The sequence below is a fragment of the Endozoicomonas sp. PH6C genome (genome assembly GCF_059322965.1).
The window spans coordinates 902,735-922,664 of sequence record NZ_CP185342.1; the positions used below are offsets into that span (position 1 = coordinate 902,735).

At 48.0% G+C, this 19,930-nt stretch carries 9 protein-coding genes; all 9 read right to left on the reverse strand.

From position 1 onward, the window contains the following. Positions 1-199: 199 nt before the first annotated feature. Positions 200-2,977: a hypothetical protein gene (locus ACOMG9_RS03825; protein ID WP_494529789.1), complete on the reverse strand. Its 2,778-nt coding sequence runs from the start codon at positions 2,975-2,977 to the stop codon at positions 200-202. Positions 2,978-3,561: 584 nt separating this feature from the next. Next, positions 3,562-5,601: a hypothetical protein gene (locus ACOMG9_RS03830; protein WP_448215838.1), complete on the reverse strand. Its 2,040-nt coding sequence runs from the start codon at positions 5,599-5,601 to the stop codon at positions 3,562-3,564. Between the two features lie 218 nt (positions 5,602-5,819). Further along, positions 5,820-7,811: a hypothetical protein gene (locus tag ACOMG9_RS03835; protein WP_448215839.1), complete on the reverse strand. Its 1,992-nt coding sequence runs from the start codon at positions 7,809-7,811 to the stop codon at positions 5,820-5,822. A gap of 161 nt (positions 7,812-7,972) precedes the next feature. Next, positions 7,973-9,436, reverse strand: coding sequence for a hypothetical protein (locus ACOMG9_RS03840; RefSeq protein ID WP_494529790.1), 1,464 nt, complete (start codon positions 9,434-9,436; stop codon positions 7,973-7,975). A 494-nt stretch (positions 9,437-9,930) separates the two neighbouring features. Next, positions 9,931-10,944: an IS110 family RNA-guided transposase gene (locus tag ACOMG9_RS03845; protein WP_448215063.1), complete on the reverse strand. Its 1,014-nt coding sequence runs from the start codon at positions 10,942-10,944 to the stop codon at positions 9,931-9,933. Positions 10,945-11,186: 242 nt separating this feature from the next. Then, positions 11,187-13,214: a hypothetical protein gene (locus ACOMG9_RS03850; protein WP_448215841.1), complete on the reverse strand. Its 2,028-nt coding sequence runs from the start codon at positions 13,212-13,214 to the stop codon at positions 11,187-11,189. A 123-nt stretch (positions 13,215-13,337) separates the two neighbouring features. Beyond that, entirely contained in the window at positions 13,338-15,635 is a 2,298-nt protein-coding gene (locus tag ACOMG9_RS03855; protein ID WP_448215842.1) for a hypothetical protein, read from the reverse strand. A 232-nt stretch (positions 15,636-15,867) separates the two neighbouring features. Continuing rightward, positions 15,868-17,931, reverse strand: coding sequence for a hypothetical protein (locus ACOMG9_RS03860; protein WP_494529791.1), 2,064 nt, complete (start codon positions 17,929-17,931; stop codon positions 15,868-15,870). A 241-nt stretch (positions 17,932-18,172) separates the two neighbouring features. Then, the gene (locus tag ACOMG9_RS03865; RefSeq protein WP_448215844.1) at positions 18,173-19,780 is read right to left on the reverse strand and encodes a hypothetical protein; all 1,608 of its coding nucleotides are present in this window, start codon (positions 19,778-19,780) and stop codon (positions 18,173-18,175) included. Positions 19,781-19,930 lie beyond the last annotated feature (150 nt).

Below are 19,930 nucleotides of genomic sequence, written 5' to 3' on the forward strand. Positions count from 1 at the left end.
GACAAACAACGACAGCACCAACAGTGGTAACGAAAAGAATGAGTGTCTAATAATTCTATCCTTGTGTTCTGGTTTACAGAGAGGAAGGATAGGTCAAGAAAGTAAGCGTGTTTTTCTGTTAAAAACCTTCTGTTAAAAACCTTCTGTTAAAAAACCAAAGCTGCACCGGAAAAAAACTCATGAAGGGACAGGTGCCAGATCAGGGGACACCTTGGTCCAAACTAACAAGCTTGCGTTTTCGATGCACTCTTTTGTGCTCCGACAAGGCTTGAGCACTCTTGCAGACCTTCCCGCATGGGCGCGGCTGACCGTCCTTCCCGACTGTGGTCTCTGCACAGGTTTTTTGCCTGGCATGGTCCCTTTTTTTGTGACCCGACAGGGCACTGGCATTCTTGCAGGTCTTCCCGCATTGTTGCTGCTGACCATCCCCCCCGACCATGATTATGCTACAGGTTTTTTGTCCGGTATGGTTTCTGCTTTTGTGATCCGAAAGGGATCTGATATTTTTGCAGACTTGCCCGCATGGCAGCGTCTGACCATCTTCTCCGACCACGGTTGCGTCGCAGACTTGTTGCCCGGTATGGTGTCTTCTTCTATGATCCGACAGAGCACTGGGATTTTTGCAGATCTTCCCGCATGGTTGCTCCTGGCCATTCTCTCCAAACACTGTTTCGTCACAGGCTGGTTGCTTGAGATGGTGTTTGATTTTGTGAGATGACAGGGCTTTAGCACTTTTGCAAACCGCCCCACATGGTTGCTGTTGGCCATCCTCTTTGACCACCGAAACCTCGCAGGTTTTCTGCCCGGAGTGGTTTCTGCTTTTGTGATATGACAGGGCTTTGGCATTCTTGCAGACTATCCCGCATGGCTGCGGCTGGCCATCTTCCTCGACCACGGTCACGTCACAGGCTTGTTGCCCGCTGTGTTGTCTGATTTTGTGATCTGAAAGGGATTGAGAGCTCTTGCAGACCTTCCCGCATGGCCGCTGATGACCATCCTCCTCGACTACTGTTATGTCACAAATCTGTTGCCCGCAGTGGTTTTTGCTTTTGTGAGATGACAGGGCTCGAGAATGTTTGCAGAGCTTCCCGCATGGCCGTTGCTGACCATCCTGTCCATACACGGTCACATTACAAGTTTGTTGCCCGCTGTGGTATTTGCTTTTGTGAGACGAAAAAACTTGAGAGTTTTTACAGACTCTGCCGCATAGCTGCTGCTGGCCATCCTCCCCGACCACGGTCAGGTCACAGACTTGTTCCCTGGAGTGGATTTTGCTCTTGTGAGATGACAGGGCTCGAGCATTGCTACAGACTGATCCGCATGGTCGCTGCTGGCCATCCTCCCCGACCACGGTCAGGTCACAGACTTGTTCCCCGGAGTGGATTTTGCTCTTGTGACATGACAGGGCTCGAGCATTCCTGCAGACTGATCCGCATGGTCGCTGCTGACCATCCTCACCAATCACGGTCACTTGACAGGTCTTTTTTAGGGTGTGGTATCTGCTTTTGTGAGCCGAAAAAATTTGAGAGTTTTTACAGACTCTGCCGCATAGCTGCTGCTGGCCATCCTCCCCGACCACGGTCAGGTCACAGACTTGTTCCCCGGAGTGGATTTTGCTCTTGTGACATGACAGGGCTCGAGCATTCCTGCAGACTGATCCGCATGGTCGCTGCTGACCATCCTCACCAATCACCGTCACTGGACAGGTTTTTTGTCCTGTATGGTATTTGCTTTTGTGAGACGAGAGGGCTCTGGCATTCTTGCAGATTGCTCCGCATGGCCGTTGTTGGTCTTCTTTCCCAGCTAGGCTCAGGTTACAGGTTCTTTGTTTGCTGTGATCTGTAGTTTGCGCCTGATCTGTCCGGGAATGGCGAGGTGGGCTTTGACCCAATTGGTATGATTCTGTTGTCGTTTGTTGTGTTTCTGAAGTCCCCATTGGGGTAAGTGTAAATGGAATTTCGTTTCTTTCGAGAAGAATGCGCTTGCCCAGATTCAGCAGAGCGTTGACTATCACCCAATCATCAGTGTTGATAGGCAAATGCTCATGCATTGACACATCATCATTGAGTGTATCGGTATGGTCAATATAGGTAGTCCCTGTACTCGAGTTTGCATGGTTGCAGCTGTCGGTCGGGTTGCTGCTCATGCCCTGGGAGTCTGGCTGGTGCGCCCGTGGCTGAAGGAGTTGGCCAGAAATGCATTGCAGTGGTATGCCAGGGGTGGGAGCCCATGTTTCGACAGGCGGATTTTGTTGGCAATTGGTAGCGTATACAGAATCAGAATGACCCACACAATCAAGGCAGTAAGCATTGGTACATTGAGGGCGTGAGTTTTGTTCGGGTGTCGCTCCTCCTTGATCTGTAAAGCTGTTTTTGTAATTCAGCGGCGATTCATCGGATACCCTACTATCGAGTGATGGCCTGAGCCTGCAAACGCCATTGCAGGGATAGACGAAACAATTTAAATCGAAACTATGTGAGTCTTGATGAGGGCTCTGGTCACCACCGCCAGAGTCAGAATACAGGCAATTAGTGAAATAGTTTTTAGTGTCTGTGATGGGTTGTGGGGCTTGCTGCCCCGATGACTTTGATGGCTGGTATTGCGATTGGTCATGTCCAGAGCCAAGCAGCATAGTGATGGCCGCAAGAGGGTGATTCTGACTCGCTTCCTGTTGCTCAATCGAGCTGAACAGTGGCGAATCGTTGCTCCAATAGTTTTGTAAAAGCCAACCGGCGGCGACAACCGCTTGTATCGGTAGCCATGAATAAGGGGTAGAACCCGGAGTGGCTTCTCTGGTGGTCAGGTTGAGTTCGAAGGCTACCAGCAGATAAGTGGCGTAAAGCAACTGCAAGGAAATTGACTCTATGTTGGTCCTTTTTAACCCGTAACTGAATGAACTGTGTCGTTTGTTATAAGACGGTAATTCTGATTCTACATAGCCTTTTGTTCCGGCAATGTCTGACAGCTTGCCCGGCATTACATGCAGGTTATGCTTTATAGAAAAGCACTTGCCTGTATAAGCTGAATCCTGTTCAAGCCCGATAATAAAATGTTTTGTTATCAGTTCAGCCTGACAGGCGACGGATAACGACAGTAGTAGTAACAGTGGTGCCCAAAAGAGTGAGTGTTTAATAATTCTATCCCTGTATTCTGGTATACAGGGAGGAAGGATAGATCAATAAAGTAAGGGGGTTTTTCTGTTAATAAACTTCTGTTGAAAGCCAGAGGTTGCAACGGGCAAAAAGTTGCTGCGAAATGGCCTGCCTTGTAAGGGGTGTATTAAAGATCCTGATCGGGATTCTACTGTGCCATTCAATAGTTCAAGAAGCGATTTTTCTTGGGAATCTGGAGCATCTTCAGATTCAAAATACCCCATGCAACCATAGCAGTATTGGTTAGCCGAAAGAGGGTATGAGCTTTGTCCCGGCGTGACTCCTGCGAGGCCTGTCGAATTTTCGCTAAAAAGAGTGAGTGTTTAATAATTCTATCCTTGCGTTCAGATACACAGAGAGGAAGGATAGATCAAGAAAATAAGTGTGTTTTTCTTTTGAAAATTTTCTGTTAAAAACCCAAGGCATCACCGGTCAAAAAATCGCTGCAAATAGCTCTGTCTTCCTGAGGAGTGAAGTCATCATCCCGGTTTATATCAACAGGCTTACGTTTTCGATGTATTCTTTTGTGGCTTGACAGGGCGTTAGCATTCTTGCAGATCTTTTCGCATGGCTGCGGCAGGCCATCTTTCCCGATCACTGTTTTGTCACAGATTTGCTGACCGCTGTGTTCTTTTCTTTTGTGTGTCGAAAGGGCTTGAGCATTCAGAAAGACCATTCCACATGGCTTCGGCAGGCCACCTTCCCCAAACAGACTCTCGCCACAGGTTTTTTGCCCGGTGTGGACCCTGCTTTTGTGAGACGACAGGACACGAGTATTCTTGCAGACTTTGCCGCATGGCTGCTTCTGGTTATTCTCCCCGATCACGGTTACGTTGCAGGTTGCTTGCCTGCAGTGATTTCTGTTTTTGTGATCCGAAAGGGCTTGTATACTCTTGCAGAGCTTGCCACATGGCTGCGGTTGACCATCCTCCCCGACCACGGTTGCGTCACAGGTTTGTTGTCCGCTGTGAGTGCTTCTTTTGTGAACCAACAGAGTTTTGGCATTCCTGCAGACTTTACCGCATGGCTGCGGTTTGCCATCTTTGCTGACCACAACTTCGTCACAGGTTTGTTGTCCACTATGAATGCATTTTTTGTGAATCTTCAAATATTGATTATTCTTGCAGATCTTCCCGCATGGCCGTAGCTGGCCATTCTTGCCGACCACAGTCAGGTCACAGATTTTTTTTTCGCTGTGTGAGTCTCTCTTGTGATACAACAGATTTCTGGCACTATTGCAGACTTTCCCGCAGGGTCTTGGCTGGTTATCCTCTCCGACCACTATCATGGCACAGGTCTTTTGCCCGGTATGGAGGTTGCCTTTGTGGTCCCACAGGGCTCGCTTATTTTTGCAGACTTTCCCACATGGTCGCAGCTGGCCATTCTTTCCGACTACGGTCACCTCACAAGTTCTTTGCCCGCTGTGGATGCTGCTTTTATGAGATGACAGTGATCGAGAGTTCTTGCAGATCGCCCCACATGGCTGCAGCTGTCCATCCTTCTTTACCACGGCCACATCACAGGTGAGTTGCCCGACAGCGTCAGTGGTATCGACAGGTTCTGAACTCATTGAGTTTGAGGCGACCCCACCTGCAGGGTTGCAGTTATTGGCCAGGTTGCCACCCATGCCATGGGCCCGGAGTAGAGGATCAAGTTGGCTCATGTAACTTAATCTGTATCTATTTGCCAAATGATGGAGTGCGTTTCGTTCGGCTGTTTCTCCTGTGTAATTCAGAGGACTTTCACCGTCATTCAGAGACCTTTCAGCGTAACTTCTGCTATCGGATGATTGTCGTAATAGACAAACGCCAAAACAGGGAAAGATGTAGCAATTTAAGCCCATAGAGTGTAAATGCCGTAGGGGGTCTTTGTTACCGTCGCCATAGTCAGTATTCAGGGTGCTGGTGAAAGAATGTATGCGGTGGCTGGTTGTCTGCGGGGCTGTCTGGGTGGATGATTTTGATGACTGGTCTTGTGGTTGGTCATGTCTGGAGCCAAACATCATGGTGATGGTTGCAAACAGGTAATCCACCTGTGTTAATATATATGCCGAATGTCGTACAACTGGTTTAAACAGCGTTGAGGCTGGGTTCCGGTAGCTTTTTATAAGCCAAACGGCAGTGATAGCTGCTTCTGTAATGGGTATCCATGAATAAGGACTGGAGTACAGAGGTGCACTTCTGGTTTTCAGTTTCAGTTCGCAATCAACCAGCAGGTGAGTGGCGTAAAGAAATTGCCACGAAATCGACCCGGTGAGGGTAGTTTTCACTCTGAAATAGAAGGGCTTGTGTCGTTTTATTTCGAATAGCCAATCCTGTTCTGTATAGCCGTTTATGTCGGCAATGTTTGAAAGATCGTCCGACAATGTAGGCTGTTCAAGCCTTATAGAAAAGTTCTGTTTTAGAAAACTTGCATCCTGTTCAAACTCAACTAAGTGACGTCTCGTCAAAGTTTTGGCCTGACCGATGACAGAAAACGACTGTAGCAGCAACAGAAGTACCGTAAAGAATGAGTGTTTAATAACTCTATCCCTGCATTCTGGTTTACAGAGAGGAAGAATAGATCAAGAAAACAGGCGTGTTTTTCTGTTATGGTGTTGTGTCATAAAACGGTTATTAATGACCAAAGTCTGCATCGGGTAAACCTCATGAAATGGTGTTTGCCAGGTCAGGGTTTGAAAACATCGTCCTGTTCAGGATTAACAGGCTTGCGCTTTCGATGTATTCCCTTGTGATCCGACAGGACTTGAGCATTCTCACAGACCTTTCCGCATCGTCGTATCTTTCCATCCTCTTTGATCACTCTCGCTACACAGGTTTTTTGCCTGGAGTGTTCTTTTTTTTTGTGAGTCATCAGCGATCCATTGTTCTTGCAAACTGCCCCGCACAACTTTGGTCGACCATCTTCCCCGGTCATGGACACATCACAGGTTTTTTGCTCGCTGTGCACTCTGCTTTTGTGAGACGAAAAGGCTTGAGCATTATTGTAGACTTTACCGCATGGCCGCTGCTGGTTATCCTTGCCGAGCACCGGCATGTTACAGGTTTTTTGCACGCTGTGTTCCCTGTTTTTGTGGACCCAAAGGGCCTGGTTATTCTTGTAGACCCTTCCGCATGGTTGCTGCTGACCATTCGCATTGACCATGGTTATGTCACAGGTTTTTTGCCCGGTATGGTATTTGCTTCTATGAGATAACAGGGCCTTAGCATTCTTGAAGATCCTCCCGCATGTTTGCAGCTGGCCATCTTCTGCGACCAAGGTTTCTCCACAGGTTTGTTGCCCGGTGTGGGTTCTTAGTTTGTGATCCGCCAGGGCTTGAGCATTCCTGCAGACTGTCCCGCATGGCTGCTGGCCATCCTCAGAGAACAGAGTTACATCACAAACTTCTTGTCCGCCGTGGTTTCTTCTTCTGTGACCGGTCAGGGAGTGAAGACTTTTGAAGATCCTCCCGCATTGTCGCTGCTGGCCGTCGTCCTCTACTATGGTTGCGTCACAGATTTCCAGTCCACTGTAGTCTACGGCTTGTGCTGCTCCTGTTTGGGAAAGGTGGGGTGGGTTTTGATCTGCCTGGGTTAGTCTTGTTGGTTGTTGTGTTTCTGAAGTCGCCACTGGAGATGTTAAATGGTTGAGCGTAAAGGAAATCCTTGTTGCTTCTGAAAGACTATGACCACGTAAATTGAGCAACCCGTTGATTATGATCAAGTCATCATCGGTGACGGACATATTCCGAGGCATTCGTAAATGAACATTAAGTGCCCCGCTGTGGCCAGTATATGCTGCCCCTGTGGTCATTGTGAGTGAATGGTTGCAGCACTTTGTCGGGTTGTCATCCGTGCCGTGATGCTGAGGTTGCTGTGCCCGCGGCTGAAAGGGTTGATCAGAAGCGCATTGGAGTTGGATGGCAGGGGAATCATTCAATGTTTCCAGCGTCCATTCAGCGGGCTCCTTGCTATCGGATGATGATCGGAATCTACAAACGCCATTACAGGGACGGACGAAACAATGTAAACCCAGAGTGTGTAACTCTTTTTGAGGATTTCCGTTACCGCCGCCACCGTTAGTATTCTGGAGTCTGATAAGAGAGTGCTTAAGGCGGGTAGTTGTCGTTGGGGCTTGCTGGCTGGATGATTTTGATGGCTGGTATCCTCGTTGGTTACGTCCGGAACCAAACATCAGAGTGATAGCCATAAATGGGTAATCCTGACTCATCTGCTGTTGTTCAATCGTGTTAAACAGCTGGGAATCGGGGTTCCAATAACATTTTAAAAGCCAGCCGACAGCGACAGCCGCTTCTAAAGGTATCCATGAATAAAAGCCTGAGCCCAAAGGCGCAACTTTGGTCGTCAGGATCAGTTCGTAAGCAACCAGCAGATGAGTGGCGTAAAATAATTGCCACGAAATCGGCTCTATAAGGAAAGTTTTTAGTCTTTGATTGCAAGGCTTTTGTCGTATTTTATCAGGAGGCCAATCTGGCCCTGCGTAGCCGTCTGTGTCGGCAATGTTTGACGGGTTTTTCAGCAATATATGCTGGTCATGCTTTATAGAAAAGCTCTGTTTTAGAAAGTCTGCATCCTGCTCAAACTCGACTGTAAAACGTCTTATCAGAGGTTTGGCTGGACAGATGACATTCAACGACAGTAACAGCAGGAGAATTGCCATAAAGAGTGGGTGTTTAATAGTTCTATCCCTGCATTTTGGCTTACAGAGAGGAAGGATAGATCAAGAAAATAAGTGTGTTTTTCGATCAGAGACCTTGATTAAAAAAACTCTGCCATAGACCCGAGGCACACAGCGCAGAACTTGATGAAAGGAGTGTCAGATCAAGGACCGGGAGCATTGTCCCGCTCGACATCAACAAGCTTGCGTTTTTGATGTTTTCTTTTGTGATCCGACAGGGCGCTGAGACTCTTGTAGGTCTTTCCGCATTGCTGTGGTTGGCCATCCACCCCAACCACTGTCACGTCACAGATTTTTGGACTGCCATGCACATTCCTTTTGTGACTCGACAAAACTTGAGAATTCTTGCAGACTGCTCCGCATGGTCGCGGCTGGCCATCCCCCGCAGTCACGGTTACGTCACAGGTTTTTTGCCCTGTGTGGATTCTGTATTTGTGATCCCAAAAGGCTCGAATATTCTTGCAGACAGCCCCGCATGGCCGCAGTTGACCATTCTTTTCGAGGATTGTCGCGTCACAGATTTTTTGTTTGGAGTGGGCTTTACTTTTGTGATCCCAAAATGCCCGAGCATTCTTGCAGACAGCCCCGCATGGCCTCTGCTGCCCATCCTCCCCGATGATTGTTAAGTGACAGTTTTTTTGCCCGGTGCGGATTCTGCTTCTGTTATCCAACAGGGTGTGAACATTCCTGTAGACCTTTCCGCATGGTCGCTGCTGGAAATCCTCTTTGTCTATGCTAGCGACACTATCTGTATTTCCAACAGGATCTATTTCATAAGCTCTTCCTTCACCTATTGAGTCTGAGGCGATCCAGTCTGAGGCGACCCTATCTATAGGTTTGCAGCTGTGGGCCGGGACACAGTCAATGCTATAAACCTCTGGCTTAAATAATGGCTCAGAATTGTATTGGAGCTGAATCAATGTTTCAAAAGGCGAGTTTTGTTGGATATCTGCAGTGTTTAAAGGATCAGTTTGAACCAGGCAACTAAAGCAATATCCACTGGCCAAATGAGGACACGAGCTTTGTCCGGGTATTAATTCTGTGTCGCCTGATAAATTTTTTTCAGAATTCCGCAGCGGTTCAGCAGTCCCTCTGCTACTGGATGATGGTCGGAATTGACAAACGCCACGACAGTGATGGACGAAACAATTGAAACCCAAAGTATGCAGATTGCCTTTGGGGTAGTCGCTACCGTCACGATAATCAGTATTCAGGAGAAGGGTGAAAGAGTTTGTAATGAGGGAAGTGGTTTGTGAGGCTTGCTGCCCCGATGATCCTGATGGCTGATATTGTTGTGCGTGATGTTCGGAGCCAAACATGGTAAAGATGGCAGCAAACAGGTGAACTATCCGTGTCAGGGGCGGTGACGTGTCTTGTGTCTCGATAATGGTCGTTTTAACTCTGTAACCGTAAGAAATATGTCGTGTATTCTCAGGCTGAGAATCTGATCCTGGGTAGCCATTGGTGTCGACAATCTCTGATCGGCGATCCGGCAATATATGCCGGGCAGACGTTATAGAAAAGTTCTGTCCTGGAAAACCTGTATCCTGTTGAAGCTCAACAATAAAGCGTCTTGTCAACGTTTCGGGCTGACAGACGATAGGCACCGATAGTAGCAGTGCGACAAAGCATGAGTGTTTAATAAATCTGTCCTTGCATTCTGGGTTACAGAAGAGGAAGGATAGATCAAGAAAATAAGCACATTATTCTTTTAAAAAATTTCTGTTAAAAGTTGAGTTGCACTGGGATTTCGCTACTTTTGTGCAGCCCCGCTACCGGTTGGCCATTCTCTGCGACCAAGCTCCTAGGAGCCTTATATGGTCCGCCCCGTTTTGCAAGAGCCTGTTTTGTTAATTAGCAAACAAAGATAACTGCAATCATATATACGGCCTATTCATGAGGTCTAACCCTCTGGCCCTGATGGGTATCCGCGCAACCTGGCCTTATCAGTCCGACGGCCTCAAGGGTCAAGGCTCCTATCAGGTTTCAGGTTGCCGGTTTTTACCTGTTTGCCATCAACTGTACATGCTCATCGCAATCTGCGGGGGGGTCCCCTTTGATTAAGCTTATGCTTTACTTTGCCGCTGCCGCCTTTACTTCATTATGCAGCCTTGTAAACTTCATTTCGGGTCATGATGACCCAGACAATCCGAGCCATTTTATTAGCCAGACCAACGGCGGCAACGTTGTGATTGCTGCGCTCATTAAGTTGGCTAACCCATTTTTTACAGCGGTCATCCTTATTTTTGAGGCAGTGGAGTACCGAACGTGCGCCGTGTATCAATAATGTGCGCAGGTATTTATCACCCCGTTTACTGATGCCCAGCAGGACTGACTTACCGCCTGTGGAATGCTGTCTTGGAACTAATCCCATCCATGCGGCAAGGTGTCGACCAGATTTAAAATACGTCGCATCACCAATGGCTGCCTTCAATGCTGTGGCAGTGATGGCTCCGATACCCGGCATAGTCATCATTCGACGACATTCGTCGTCGTTTTTTGCTAGCTCCTGAATTTTCTGGTCATACTGTTGAATACGCTTGTCAAGACTGGCCAACTCTTCTGATAAACCATGTAGCAGCTCACGAGTCAGCGAATGGAGTCCATTTTCAGCATCTTCCAGAATTCGTGGAAGCTGTGCACGAACTTTACCAATACCCTGGGCAACTACAATACCTTCTTCCAATAGTGACCCCCGGATCTGGTTAACCAGGGCAGTTCTCTGATCAACCGCTTGTTGACGATAGCGGTGCAGAAGTTGCCAGGCCTGCTGCTCTGACGTTTTAACAGGTACAAAACGCATGCTGGGCCGTGAAGCTGCTTCTGCAATCGCTTCAGCATCGTTGTAGTCATTTTTGTTGGTCTTGACATAAGGCTTGACAAATTGAGGTGAAATCAGCTTGACAGTATGCTCATAGTTCTTGAATAACCGAGCCAAATAGTGAGCACCACCACAAGCTTCCATAGCGATAATGCATGGCTCCAGATTTGCCACGTACTCTAGAAGGTTCTTCCTGGACGACTTCTTTCTGATGACTTTGCTACCCTGCTCATCAACACCAAACAGGTGAAAGTTGTTCTTGCCAATATCGATACCAAGTACTGAAATAGTCATGGGTGGTTCGCTCCGGTTAATCCTGTTTAAATGGTTAACTCCATTTTGGCTCATTTGAAGCCGTTTAGGAGGGGCGGACCATCCCATTAGACCGAGAATAGACTGCCCTACTGCGGCGGCAGCAAATTGGTCTGAAAATCCGCTTTTGTTCGTCAAATAGCTCGCTATTCTCCTCACAAAACCGAATTTTCATCCTCAATTTTCTGCCGTCCTCGCTACGGGCGCTATTCTCGGTCAGGCTCCTAGTCGAAGGTTTTCTCCTTCCTGTGGTATCTGCTTTTGTGGATAATCAGAGCTTGAACATTCTTGCACACCGTTCCGCATGGCCGCAGCTGGTCGTCCTCCCTGGCCACAGTCACTTCACAGATTTGTTGTCCGGTGTGAGCTCTTCTTTTGTGATCGGTTAATTTTTTAGCACTCTTGCAGAGCTGCCCGCATGGTTGCAGCCGACCGTTCTCCCCGGCTACGGGCACGTCACAGTTTCTTTGTCGGGTGTGTGCGCTTCTTTTGTGTTCCGAGAGGGCTTGAACATTCTTACAGATTTTCCCGCATGGCCGTGGCTGGCCATATTCTCCATCCACTTTGATATCACATTTCTGTTGCGCAGTGTGGATGTTTCTTTTGTGATGCCAAAGGCTATCAGCATTCATATAAATCTTTCCGCATGGCTGCAGCTGGCCATTTTCCGCAATCACTGTTACGTCACAGGTTTGTTGCCCGGTGTGTTCCCTTCTTTTATGATACGACAGGGCTTGGATATGCGTGCAGACCTTCCCGCATGGACGACGCTGGCCATCTTCCCCGACCACTATCACGTCACAGGTTTTTTGCCCGCTGTGGCATCTCTTTTTGTGAGCCGACAGGGTCTGTGCATTCTTGCAAACCTTCCCGCATGGCCGATTCTGGCCATCCTCGCCGGTTTCGTTTATGTCACAGGTTTGTCGCCCTCTGTGGTATTTGCCTCTGTGATTCCAAAGAGCCGCGACGTTCTCGCAGATCATTCCGCATAGCTTCGGCTGGCCATCCTCTCCGACCACTTTGACGTCACAAATGTGTTGCTCAGTATGGGCCTTGTTTTTGTGAGTTGAGAGATGTTGGGTACTTTTGCAGACTATCCCGCAAGGATATGACTGGCCATCTCTTGCGATCACTCTGACATTACAGGTTTTTTGGTTATCTGACGGGGAGTGTTGGAAATGTGCAGTTCCAGAGGGAGGCATTCCTATGGGAGGAAAAAAACCATACCCGGGCAATGATTCAACATAGTTGAGTGGTCCGGTAGCTTCAGCTACGTGAGCTGCCATTGCATTCAGTGAGCCCGGGGCGGTCCCTTGTATGACGACTTCTTCTATGGCGACTCTTTCTAAAGGGTTGTCGCCATTAGCTGGATTACCATTAACCTCATGCGTCTGTAGGTCAAATAGTTGACCAGAATTAGAATGATCTATGCAACTGAAGCAGTATCCGCTAGCCAAATGGAGGCATGAGCTTTGCCCGGGTGTAGCTTCAGTCTGACCTGTTGAACTTTCCATAGTATTTAGCAGCCATTCAGCTTGCACTGTGCTACACGGTGTTGTTCGGAGTCTGCAAGCGCCATGACAGGGATAGACGAAACAATTTAAACCTAAAGTATGGGAGTTTTGTTGAGGGCCTCGGTTGCCGTCGCCAGAGCCAGGGTACAGCTGGTTGGTGAAATAGCCCGTAATATGGGGGCTCGCTGCCGGGACTTGCTGGCCGGATGATTCTGATGGCGGGTACTGTTGTGGATTGTCTCCAGAGCCAAACATCGCAGTGATGATCGCAAACGTAAAATTTTCTTGTTTCAATACCGATGCTGCCTGTTGTCCAATTGGGTTAATCAGGAAGAGGAAGGAAGCGGGGTTCCAATAGCTTTTTAAAAGCCAGCCGACAGCGACAACCGCCTCTACCGGAAGCCATGAATCAGGGCTGGAGTTTAGAGGATTGTCTTTGATAATCAGGGTCAGTTGGTAAGCAACCAGCAGGTTCGTGAAATAAAGCCATTGCCACAAAATCGACTCACTAATGGTCGTTTTAACTCTGTGACCATAAGGTCTGTGTCGTTTTTCATCTGATCCTGCATAGCTGTCTGTATCGGCAATATCTGAAGGGTTGTCCGGCAATGAATTCAGTTCGCATTTTATAGAAAAACCATGATTCAAGTAGCCTGCAATCTTTTCAAACTCAGCAGTAAAATGTTCTGTCCACAGTTCTGCCTGACAGTCGAGAGACAGCAAAAGTAGAAGTAACACTGATACCGAAGAGAGTGAGCGTCTAATGATTCTGTCCTTACAGTCAGGTTTAAAGAGAGCGGGATAGATCAATAAAATTAGCGTGTTATTCTTTTAACAGAGGACGGATATCAGAACATATCATTACTTATTCACTTTGCTTTTTTGAAGACCGGGGCCATCGTTCTGCTCTGAATCAATATGCTTGCTTTTTCGATGTCTTCTTTTATGAGCCGTGAGAGCCTGGGCATTCCGGCAGATCTTTCCGCATGGCTGTGGCTGACCATCCTTACCGACCACGATTACGTCACATTTTTTTTGACCCGTGTGAGCAATTCTTCTGTGAGTTGATAAAGCCCGTATATTATCGCAGATCTTTCCGCATGGTTGCTGCTGGCCATCCTCTGTGACCACTGTCTGTTTACAGGTTTGCTGCCCGGTGTGGTATCTGTTTTTGTGATCTGACAGGACTCGGGAATTCTTGCAGATCTTTCCGCATGGTCGTTGTTGGCCATCTTCTCCGGTCATTTTTAAGTAACAGATTTTTTGCTCGGAGTGGCATCTGCTTTTGTGGTAAGACAGGGCTTTAGAATTCATGCAGACCCTTAAGCATGGTCGTTGCTGGCCATCCTCCCCAATCATTGTTACTTCACAGATTTTTTGTTTAGTGTGGGCTCTGTTTTTGTGATCCGACAGGGCTTGAGCATTCTTGCAGATTTTCCCGCATGGTCCTGGCAGGCCATCTCCTCCGATCACGTTTACGTCACAGGTTTTTTGACCGGTGTGGAAGATTCTTCTGTGAGACGCCAGGCTCAGAGGACTCTTGCAGATTTTTCCGCATGGTCGCTGCAGTCCGTCTTTCCCGATTATTGACAGAGTGCAGGTTTGTTCCCCGATATGTTCTCTTCTTTTGTGTTGCGACAGGGCTTGAGCATTCTTGCAGACTGCGCCACATGAACGCTGCTGGCCATCTTCCCCGACCAGTGTCAATCCGCAGGTTTGTTGCCCGGAGTGGTATCTGCTTTTGTGAGAAGACAGGACCCGAGCATTCTTGCAGACTTTTCCGCATAGTCGTTGCTGACCATCCTCCCCGGTCATGGTTACATAACAGGTTTGTTGCCTGGAGTGGTATCTGCTTTTGTGATCCGACAAGGCTTCAGAATTCTTGCAGAGCTTTCCGCATGGCCGTGGCTGACCATCCTTCTCTGTCACGGGTAAGTTACAGATTTGTGGTCCTGTGTGGGCAGCTCTTTTGTGAGACATCAGAGCCTGAATATTTTTGCAGATTTTCCCGCATGTCTGCTGCAGGCCATCCATCCCGACTACTGGCAGACCACAGGATTGTTGCCCGCTATGGTCTCTTCTTTTGTGATCCGTCAGGGCTTGAGCATTCTTGCAGACTGTCCCGCATGGTCGCTGCAAGCCATCCTCTGAGACCAATTTGACGCCACAGATTCGTTGATGATCTGAGAGGGATTTTTGACGATGTATCGTTCTTTCGAAAGGAAGATAGCTATTCCTGGTTATTGATCCATCATGATTGGGTGGTCCGGTAGCGTCAGCTGTATGAGTTGCCCATGGACTCATTTGGCCTGAGGCGACCCCGTCTGCAGGGTTGCTGCTATTAGCTGGATGGCGATAACTGTCATGCACCTTTAGCTCAAATAGTTGACCAGAATCAAGATGATCTATGCAACTGAAACAGTGTCCATCAGCCAAATGAGGGCATGAGCTTTGCGTGGGTGTTGCCTGTTTGTGACCCATTGAACATTCCAGGGTATTCAGCAGCCATTCAGGTGGCTCTGTGTTATCGGGTGAGGGTCGGAATCTACAAATGCCACGACAAGGATGGACGAAACAATTTAAACTCAAAGTGTGTGAGTGGTGATGAGGGCCTTCGTTACCGTCGCCAGAGCGAGAATACAGTGGGTTGCAGAAAGAGCTTGTAAATTGGGTGATTGCTGCATGGGCTCGACGGCCGGATGATTTTGATGGCGGGTGCAGTTTTTGATTGTCGCCAGAGCCAAACATCGTAGTGATGGTCGCAAAAGGCAGATCCCCCTGTGTCAACATAGGTGTTACCTGTTGTTCAATCGGGTTTAACGCTGAGGAATCGGGATTCCAATACTTTTTTAGAAGCCAGTCGATAGCGACCACTTCCACCGATAGCCATAAATCAGGATTCGAGATCAAAAGATTGCCTTTGGTGATAAGGATCAGTTCGTAAGCAGCCATTAAATTGGTCGCATAAAGCCATTGCCACGAAATCGACTCAATGGCAGTGGTTCTGACTCTGTAACCATAATGTCTATGTCGTTTTTCATCTGATCCTGCGTAGCCGTCTGTGTCGACAATATCTGATGCGGTGCCCGGTAATGTATTCGGTTCGTGCTTTGTAGAAAAGCTATGGCTTGGGTAGCCTGCATTCTTTTCAAACTCCACAGTAAAACCTTCTGTCCACGGTTCTGCCAGACAGACGACAGATATCAATAGTAGAAGTAACAGCGGTGCCTCAGAGAGTGATCGTTTAATAATTCTATCCTTGCAGTATGGTTTCCAGAGAGAAAGGGTAGATCAAGTAAATATGCATGTTTCACTGTTAAAAATCTTCTGCTAAAAACCAAAGCTTGCACCGGGCAAAACCTTATGAATGGAAGAATATCAGACCGGATCATTAGTTGTACGGTCTTCTTTTTTTGTGGGCTGAGTCATCGTCCTGTTCCACATTAACAGGCTTGCGTTTTCGATGTTTTTTTTTGTGAATCAACAGGGCTTGAGGGTTTTCGCAGATCATCCCGCATGATCGCGCCAGGCCATCTTCCCCGGTCACGTTCACATCGCAGGTTTGTTGCCTGGTGTGGTATCTTCTTTTGTGACTCCACAGGGCTCGAGAATTTGTGCAGATCATCCCGCATGGCTGCGGCTGGTCATCCTTCCCGATCAGGATCACGTCACAGATTTTTTTCGCGGTGTGGTAGTAACTTCTATGAGTCGTCAGGGCTTGTAGATTCATCGTGACCATCCCACATGGCCGCTCCTGGCCATCCTGCCCTAAAACGGTCATGTTACAGGTTTGTTGACTGCTGTGGACGGTTCTTTTGTGATCCGAGCGGGCTTTAGTGCTCTTGCAGACTGCTCCACATGGACGCAGCTGGCCATCCTCCCCAATTACGTTTACGGTACAGACTCGTTGCCCGCTGTGGACTCTGGTTTTGTGATTCGTCAGGGAATTAGCATTCTTCCAGACCGCTCCGCATGGTCGCTGCAGGCCATCCTCCCCAACCACGATCACTTCACAGGTTTTTTGTCCTGAGTGCTGGCCGCTTTTGTGTGTTGCCAGGGATTGAATATTCTGGAAGAGCCTTCCGCATGGCCGCGGTTGGCCATCCTCTCCGACCACGATCAGGTCACAGGTTTGTTGTCCGCTGTGTTTTTTTCTTTTGTGATTTCGCAGGGCTTGAGTATCCTTGCAGATAATTCCGCATGGCCGCTCTTTGTGATCCTTCCCGACCACAATCGCATCACAGGTTTTTTGCCTGTTGCGGTATTCAGGTTGTATTGCCGCTGTCTGTATGTGATGAGGTTGGTACTGATCCCATTTGAATGATTCAGTGGTTGTTGTTTGTGTTTCTGAATGGGCAAGTGTAAATATAATCTTATCTTCTCCGGGATGGCTCTGCATATCGAGTGAGCCGTGAAGCGCAGAATTATTATCGGTGGTAGTCCGTTCTTCCGGTATTGGTGCGTCATAGTTGACTTGCACGATGGCGTTAGATGTACAGGCGCCCCCGTCTATGGCGACCCCGTCAGAGTTGCTATCAATGCCAACGGGTTGTGGGTCGTAGTTGTATGAGGGTTCAGTCTTTGAAAGATCATTCGGTGTTTTGAAAGGTGAGCTTTTCTGGAAGTCTGTAATGTGTAGAGGATCCAGATGACCTATACAGCTCAGGCAGTGCCCATTGGCCAAGTGGGGGCATGAGTTTTCTTCGCAATCCATTGTCCACAGAGGGGGCTCGGTGCTATCGGATGATGATCGGAATCGACAAACGCCATTACAGGGATAAACGTAACAATTTAAATCCAAACTGTGTGAGGGTTGCTGAGGATCTCCGTTGCCGTCGGCATAGTCTGTATTCAGCGAGGGCGCGAAAGAGGCTGTATGGGGAGTGGTTGTCGGCGGAGCTTGCTGGCAAGAGGATTTTGATGGCGAATATTGTTCCTGGTTTTGTCCAGAACCAGACATTATAGTGATGGACGCAAACGGGAGACCCTGACTAGCCTGTTGTTCAATCGGGTTAAACAGCCATGAATCGGGATTCCAGTAGCTTTTCAAAAGCCAACTGACAACCACTTCTAACGGTAGCCATGCGTAAGGGTTGGAATTCAGAGGTGGGCCTTTGGTGGTCAGGATAAGTTCGTAAGCAACCAGCAGATTTGTGGCGTAAATCAGTTGCCATGAAATCATCTCAGTGATGTTTTTTTTTACTCGAATAGCGCCAGGCTTGCGGCATTTTTTTTCAGGTGGCAGATCTGATCCTGAATAGCCTTTTGTGTCGGCAATATTTGACGGGTTGCACGGTAATGCACGACGGTGGATATTTATAGTAAAGTTCTTTATTGGAGCGTCTGCATTCTGTTCAAGCTCAACAATAAAACGACTTGTCGATTCGGTCTGACCGATAACAGACAACGACACTAGCATTAATAGCAGTGCCGCGAAGAGTGAGAGTTTAATCATTCTATCCTTGTATTCGGTCTACAGAAAGACAAGGATAGATCAGGTCATGCAACGGTGTGGCCGACCGATTAGTGGATGAGGTCGCCGTCAAGGTCGACATCAACAGGTTTTCGCTTTTGATGTATTCTTGTGTGATTCGACAGATAGCATTCTTGCAGAGCGTCCCGCACGAATAAGCGTGTTTTTCTGTATAAAATCTTTTGAAAAAGAACCAATATTTAAATCTAAAGATTGCTCCTGATTAATTTTGTGGAAGGCTGGGTGTCAGATCATGAGTGAAGTTATTGTCCTGATCCGCATCAACATGCTTTCGCCTTCGATGTCTCCTTTTGTGTTCCGTCAAGGCATGTGAACTATTGCAGACCTTTCCGCATGCCCTTAGTTGACCATTCTCCCCGACCACTTTCAGGTCACAGGCTTGTTGCCCGGAGTGGTATCTTCTTTTGTGATCCGACAGGATTTTAGTACTCTTGCAGATCCTACTGCACGGCTGCGACACTCCATCCTCCCCGACTACTTGCACGTCACAGGTTCTTTGCCCGGAGTGGTGTCCGCTTTTGTGATCCGACAGGGCACCAGCATTTCTGCAGACCCTTCCGCATGGCTGTAGCCGACCATTCTTCCTGAACACTAACACATCACAGGCTTTTTGCTCGGTATGGTTTCTGCTTTTGTGAGCCGACAGGGCTTTGGCACTCCTGCAAACTTTCCCGCATGGTCGCAGCTGGCCATGACCCTCGACTACGCTTACCTCACAGGTTTGTGGCCCTGTGTGGTTTTTTCTTCTGTGATCCCACAGGGTTCTGGCACTGTTGCAAACCTTTCCGCATCGCCTTTCCAGGTCATCTTCCCCGACAAGGGTCATTTCACAGGTTGGTTGCACACTCTGGTCTGTCGCTTTTATTGAGGTTATCCGGGAAAGATGAGTTGTGCCTGAGGCCGGTCGGGATGGTTCTGTTTTTGTTTCTTGTGTTTCTGACGTTCCCATTGAGGGGTTGGAATGGAAAGGCGTAAAGGAAATACCGGCTTGTTCTGGAAGACTGTGACCACCCAGACTGAGTAACCCTTTGATTATAACCCAATCATCAGCGGTGACAGTCGAACCCTGGAGCGTTGGTGCATCATCACTGATTGGCCCAGAAGGATTAGTAATTGCTGCCTCTGCAATCATTGAATGTGTATTATCGGGTGATGGTCGTAATCTACAAACGCCATGACAGGGATGGATGAAACAATTTAAACCCAAAGTATGTGAGTCTTGTCGAGGATCACGGTAACCATCGGCAGAGCCAAAATACAGAGACTGAATGAAAGAGCTTGTAAAATAGGCGGTGGTTTTTGGGGCTTGCTGGTCGGATGTTTCTGTTGGTTGGCCTTGCTGTTGGTAATGTCCAGCGCCAGGCGTCATAGTGGTGATCGCAAATGGGTGATCGCCCTGTGTCAAAATAGATGCCGTAATCTGTCCGTTCGGGTTAAACAGAGGCGATTTGAGGTTCCAATAGCTTTTTAAAAACCAACCAGCAGCGATAGCCATTTCCACAGATAGCCATGAATAAAGGGGGAAGTACGGGGAAGGGTCTCTGGTATTCAGGATCAGTTCGTAAGCAATCATCAGGTTTGTGGCGTAAAGCCATTGCCACGAAATCGACTCAGTATCGGTCGTCTTTACTCCGTATGTAATAAGTCTGTGTCGTTTGTCATCGGGTGGCAGGTCAGGCTCTGTATAGCCGTCTGTGTCGGTAATGTTTGACGGGTCTTCCGAAAATGTATGCCACCCGGGCTTTATAGCAAAGTTCTGTTTTGGAGAACCAGCATCCTGTGCAAGCTCAACAACAAAATGACTGGTCAAAGGTTCAGCCCGACAGGTGACAGACAATGACGGTAGCAGCAAAAGCGATGTAGCATAGATTAAGTGTTTAATAATTCTATCCTTGCATACTGGTATTCAGAGAGGAAGGATAGAACAGGAAAATAAGTGTGTTTTTCTGTTAAAAATTAA

Excerpts from the sequence above, each read along its gene's own strand:
- ACOMG9_RS03825 (WP_494529789.1), bottom strand. The coding sequence starts at position 2,977 with ATGCCGGGCAAGCTGTCAGACATTGCCGGAACAAAAGGCTATGTAGAA.
- ACOMG9_RS03835 (WP_448215839.1), bottom strand. The coding sequence starts at position 7,811 with ATGGCAATTCTCCTGCTGTTACTGTCGTTGAATGTCATCTGTCCAGCC.
- ACOMG9_RS03845 (WP_448215063.1), bottom strand. The coding sequence starts at position 10,944 with ATGACTATTTCAGTACTTGGTATCGATATTGGCAAGAACAACTTTCAC.
- ACOMG9_RS03860 (WP_494529791.1), bottom strand. The coding sequence starts at position 17,931 with ATGATTAAACTCTCACTCTTCGCGGCACTGCTATTAATGCTAGTGTCG.